The organism is Streptomyces sp. NPDC030245 (genome assembly GCF_055572995.1).
Window position 1 is genome coordinate 1 of the sequence record NZ_JBVICF010000023.1, and the last position, 4,732, is coordinate 4,732.

The following is a 4,732-nucleotide window of genomic DNA, read 5'->3' on the forward strand; positions in this document are numbered from 1 at the left end:
GGTACGACGCGAATAATGTTTCCACTACCCAAGAAAACCCCAGCTCAGAGGCCGAATCGGCTGTTCGGCAGGAGCGACGCGGCAAGCGGTTCGCTCAGCGGGATGCCCTCTGGACGATCACTTCGCTCGAACGCGTCCGGAAGTGCGGCCGGACGACCAACGGCAACGAGGGCGACGGGCTGGCAGCGATCAAGGTTCAGGGCGGCGTCGCTCACTGGTCGGGGTTCTGCTCCTGCGGCTCGATCTGGGCCTGCCCGGTCTGCTCCGCCAAGATCCGCGCTACCCGCGCCGACGAGATCGCTCGCGCTGTCGCCAACCACATGACCGTGGACGGCGGAAACGCCTGGATGGTCACCCTGACGGCCCGTCATAAGAAGCATCACGACCTGGCTCCGCTTTTCGATGCCGTGGCAAATGGATGGCGAAAGCTCATGTCCGGGTCGGCTTGGGCCGGAGATCGGAAGCGCGGAATCAAGGGCGAACGTGAGCGTCTTGCCGTGCGGGGAAATATCCGCTCGATGGAAGTCACCTACGGAACTCGGAACGGGTGGCACCCGCATCTCCACGTGGTGCTTCTTCTGGACTCACAAGACCCGTTGGAACTCGCAAAAGCGATGGTCCGATGGGACAAGGTATGGCGGTCCTGGATGAAGAAGCACGGATTCGAACCGAGCAAGGAACACGGCGTCAACTGGACCAAGGTCACCACGCCGGAGGAGGCAGGCGAATACATCGCCAAAGTCCAAGAAGGAAAAGGCCACCTCGGTAACGAGATGGCTCGCGGTGACATGAAGGCTGGACGACTCGGAACCCTCGCTCCGTTCGAGCTTCTGGAGTACTTCCGGCAGACCGGAGACATGGCCGTCCTCCCTGTCTGGCAGGAGTACGAGAAGGGCACCCACCGTCGCCGGGCGATCACCTGGTCTCGTGGCCTCCGGGCTGAACTCCTCCCGGACGAAGAGGAGTTGACCGACGAAGAGGTCGCGGCCGAAGAGGTCGGCGGGGAGACCTGGGCCCTGCTGCCGGCGGACTCGCTCCGTGCCATGCGTCGGGTCCCCGGTCTTCAGTCCAAGCTCCTGGATGTTGCAGAAACCGGCGGGTTCATCGAGCTGGTCAATCTGCTCACGGCCTACCACCTGCAGTACGAGAAGGGCCCCGACGCTCCCGTAAGTTGAGCGAATACCGAGAAGGTTTGGGGATCCTTTGATCGGTGGGGCGGGAGCATGAAAAGGGCCCATTACACTTGAACCAATGGAGAGGGCCAGGGGCCCTCACCGCACGAAGTGGGCACTCGGGCCCTTTTCTTGCTCCCGGAGGGGCCCCGCCGATTAAAGGATCCCTAAAGCTTCGGCTCCGCGAAAAAATCGCGCGACCGCCTTCGGCGGAAGATTCGCCTCCCGGCGGGGTACTACTCCCGGGCTTCTCGCCGTTGATAGACGGTTCCCCGACTGATCCGGGCTGCATCTGCAATCTGAGAGGGTGTCAGGAGACGCTTTTCATCGGCTTCGTCAGACAGCCTCCTTTCAGCGAGCAAGGATTCTTCCCGGATATCTCCAAAAACCCGTAGCAAGGTGCGGTACCACTCACGATCATCGTTCATGTGCAACTGGTGGGCCGACAGTCCGTGCTCGGCAAGGTCCCTGATCCGTTCCAGATGGGCCCATGCGTCCTGGTTTGTGTCCTCCGGTACGCCGTACATGTTGTTCACTCCTGAACGCTAGGTGTTTAGTGATTGACAGTGTCAGTGCTTGCGTGCAGTCTAGGTGTGCACACGGACACGACACGTCGTCAAGATGATGACTCGTCAGAAAGAGGCTGATATGCCCGCGATCTTCCACGTCGATCAGGCCCGCACCTTCAAGGCCGTGATGTTCATGTCCGCCGCCCCGAAGACGGTGTTCGGCAACAACGACCAGCAGGACAAGACCAAGGACGGTCTTCCGAAGTGGGAAGTCCAGGTCGTCGCCAGCTTCGAGCAGTTCGGCAAGATCGAAAACGAGATCCTGAAGATCGGCGTCAACTCGCACAAGAACCCCGGTGACGATCTCCAGCACATGCCCCAGCCGGTCGAGCTGGTCGGCTTCCGGGTCGGCGTCAGCCCCGTGGAGAAGCGCACGGACCGGAACGGCAACGAGCGGATCACCGGAGGCACGGCCTGGTACCAGGCGGACGAGATCCGTGCCCTGAATGCCGTCCCGGCCGCCCGGGGCTCCAAGGCTCAGGCAGAGAGCTGACCGCCGATGTGCCCGACATGTGGATCTTCTGCCGTCTCCTCGACTCCCGACTACCACCGGCCGTACGTGCTGATCGTCACCTGTGGCGACTGCGGCCATGAGTGGAAGGAAGAAGCTTGATCTCCGTCACTGACGGGCTGGAGATGGCCCCCCTGTTCGCCGGAATCGCCCTCGCGGTCCTGGTCGGCTGGGGGGCCTTCCGGCTCTTCATGCACTCGTACGCCTACCTCCGAGCGACTCCGCTCCAGCGCGACCGGATGCGCCACGCCTGGCGGATCTCCCGCCAGTGGCGGCGACTCGCGCCGAACATCGGACTCGCCCGCGTGGACGAGAACACCAAGGGCGTCAAGGACTGGCAGGGCAACACCCGCAAGGCGATCACTGTCGTGCCGAAGCTGCACGTGGCGCCGGAGCCGTGGGGCATCCGCGCCCACCTCAAGACGATCCCGAAGGTCGGGCTCGACGAGGTGGAGAAGGCGACCGGCTGGCTCGCCGACGCCTGGGGCTGCGAGACGGTCGAGGCCAAGCGGCAGAGTGCCGGCGTCATCGAGCTCCGGGGCCTGATCGGCAATCCGCTGGACGAGCACTTCCCGTACGTGATCCCGACCGGTGATCAGTGGGTGCTGCCGCTCGGCCGCAATCCCTGGGCTCGTGATCTGGTCATCCCGCTCCGCGAGCTGTCCGGGATCAAGGTGGCGGGCATGCCCGGCTACGGCAAGACCATGCTCATGCTCGGCTGGTTCGCCACGCTGGCCGGACGGCCGGAGGTCCAGTTCGCGCTCTTCGACGGCAAGACTTCTGACCCCCGGTACGGCGACTGGGGAGAGGTCGGCCACCGTGCGATGTTCATCGTCGGCGACAACCCGGAGACCGCCCATCAGCGGCTCACCGAACTCGTCCGGCTCCTCAAGGACCGCCCCGCCCAGCTGGTCGCCGAACGCGGGACACACAAGTTCTGGAAGGAGGGTCCGAGCGAGACGATCCCGCTGGTCGTGGTCGTGATGGACGAGTGCCACAACTACATCGACGCGAGCGGGCTCCGAGGCAAGGACAAGGAACTGATCGAGGCCAACCAGCGGCTCATGCGAACGGTCGCCAAGGAAGGTCGCGGCCTCGGCGTCCTCCCGATCGTCGGCACCCAGAAGCAGACCTCGGACGCGATCCCGACCGCTGTCCGGGACAACCTCGAAGTCGGCGTGTCCTTCGCGGCCGCCACGCTCGACGCTGCCGAAGCCGCGCTCGGCTCCGCCATCCGCAAGGACGAGGAGAACCAGCCCACTGCCCTCGTGGACAAGGAACGGTTCGTCGGCGTCTGCACAGTCACCGGAGCCCCCGGCCTGGGTGGTCGCTACGACCGAGTCCGAGTCGGTGACATCGAGGAGTCCGCCGTGCTCCAGCTCGTCGCCAACTCCGCCGGCCTTCGTCGCGATGTCATCCCCGCGGCTGCCCCGACCGTCCGCGACGTTGCCGCCGGAGACCCGATCCCGATGCAGAAGCAGACCAAGACCCGAAGGAAGTCCGCATGACGAAGAAGTGGCACTACGTGCTGACCCTCCAGATCGGCAAGCTCGGCTCGACCACCGCACACGAGATCGTCGAATTACGGCCGGGTGCGACCCGCAGCGAGGTCTACCAGCACGCCGTGGACAAGGCCGTTCGGAACTTCCTCAACGCGGCCACCTACGAGTCCAACCGCCCGAAGGACGTCCAGCCGATCACCCTGTTCTGGAGCCTGGAACCCGAGTCCCTGGAGGGCGTCACCGATGCTGAGTGACAACACGACCCGGCTCTACGTCCCCGAACCTCTGGTAGGCCCGGGACAGGCCCTGAGTGCCCCTCAGAGCCTCGGACAGCCCCCGGCCTACGTCATCGTCCAGCAGGCGCCCGCAGAGCCGTCCTGGCTCCGCCAGCACGCCGGACAACTCATCGCCGCCGGAGGTGCCGGCGCCCTGGTGGTCTTCGTGCTCCTGGCCGTCGCGCTCGTCGCGGTCGCGGTCGGCATCGGCGCCATCTCGACGGCCCTTGGCTGGTTCGTCATCAAGAGGCTCATGGAGCCCGGAGACAAGAAGTGACCGACCGGCGTGTTCGTAGCACGCCGGTAGGCCACTGAAGCAAGGATCTCATCCACGAGACGAACGGAGGCCCGGAGCGACGCAACCGCCCGGGCCTCTGGTCTCCGCCCCACCTGTGACGCGAAACGGAGAACGTTCATGGCAAGCGTAGAGCAGAGCGCCGCCGCTGCGCGAGACGACACCGAGACGGACTCGTACGGAGAGCTGGTCACGGAACAGGCTCGCGGCGCCCTCCAGCACATCGCCAGCCGCCGGGTTTCCCCGGGCCCCCGGGCGGGACGCAGGAGGGGGCCCGGGGCCGCCTCCGGCGGCCCGGCGGATGGCCTTCCTAGGTACGACGCGAATAATGTTTCCACTACCCAAGAAAACCCCAGCTCAGAGGCCGAATCGGCTGTTCGGCAGGAGCGACGCGGCAAGCGGTTCGCT

General features: G+C 65.1%; 6 protein-coding genes. 5 read left to right on the forward strand and 1 reads right to left on the reverse strand.

The genetic code is table 11. From position 1 onward, the window contains the following. Positions 1–1,175, forward strand: a 1,175-nt coding sequence (locus ACZ4Z4_RS38130; protein WP_468338450.1) for a protein rep, incomplete at its 5' end; no start/stop codon positions are given. 233 nt (positions 1,176–1,408) lie between these two features. Here the strand turns inward: ACZ4Z4_RS38130 and ACZ4Z4_RS38135 are convergent. Next, the gene (locus tag ACZ4Z4_RS38135; RefSeq protein WP_468338453.1) at positions 1,409–1,708 is read right to left on the reverse strand and encodes a hypothetical protein; all 300 of its coding nucleotides are present in this window, start codon (positions 1,706–1,708) and stop codon (positions 1,409–1,411) included. A 112-nt stretch (positions 1,709–1,820) separates the two neighbouring features. Here ACZ4Z4_RS38135 and ACZ4Z4_RS38140 point away from each other — a divergent pair, with 112 nt between their 5' ends. The 4 genes from ACZ4Z4_RS38140 to ACZ4Z4_RS38155 all read left to right on the forward strand — a co-directional run bounded on the left by ACZ4Z4_RS38140 (position 1,821) and on the right by ACZ4Z4_RS38155 (position 4,306). Next, positions 1,821–2,234, forward strand: coding sequence for a hypothetical protein (locus tag ACZ4Z4_RS38140; RefSeq protein WP_468338456.1), 414 nt, complete (start codon positions 1,821–1,823; stop codon positions 2,232–2,234). Positions 2,235–2,350: 116 nt separating this feature from the next. Further along, positions 2,351–3,760 (forward strand): hypothetical protein, encoded by a 1,410-nt coding sequence (locus tag ACZ4Z4_RS38145; protein ID WP_468338459.1) that lies wholly within the window; start codon positions 2,351–2,353, stop codon positions 3,758–3,760. Continuing rightward, the gene (locus ACZ4Z4_RS38150; protein WP_468338462.1) at positions 3,757–4,008 is read left to right on the forward strand and encodes a hypothetical protein; all 252 of its coding nucleotides are present in this window, start codon (positions 3,757–3,759) and stop codon (positions 4,006–4,008) included. Before ACZ4Z4_RS38145 ends, ACZ4Z4_RS38150 begins: the two co-directional genes overlap by 4 nt. After that, complete coding sequence (locus tag ACZ4Z4_RS38155; RefSeq protein ID WP_468338464.1) at positions 3,998–4,306, forward strand: hypothetical protein; 309 nt, start codon at positions 3,998–4,000, stop codon at positions 4,304–4,306. The genes ACZ4Z4_RS38150 and ACZ4Z4_RS38155 overlap by 11 nt, the downstream gene beginning before the upstream one ends. Positions 4,307–4,732: the final 426 nt, after the last annotated feature.

What these genes read in the sequence shown, in the direction of transcription:
- ACZ4Z4_RS38150 (WP_468338462.1), top strand. Translation starts at nt 3,757, where the DNA reads ATGACGAAGAAGTGGCACTACGTGCTGACCCTCCAGATCGGCAAGCTC.
- ACZ4Z4_RS38140 (WP_468338456.1), top strand. Translation starts at nt 1,821, where the DNA reads ATGCCCGCGATCTTCCACGTCGATCAGGCCCGCACCTTCAAGGCCGTG.
- ACZ4Z4_RS38155 (WP_468338464.1), top strand. Translation starts at nt 3,998, where the DNA reads ATGCTGAGTGACAACACGACCCGGCTCTACGTCCCCGAACCTCTGGTA.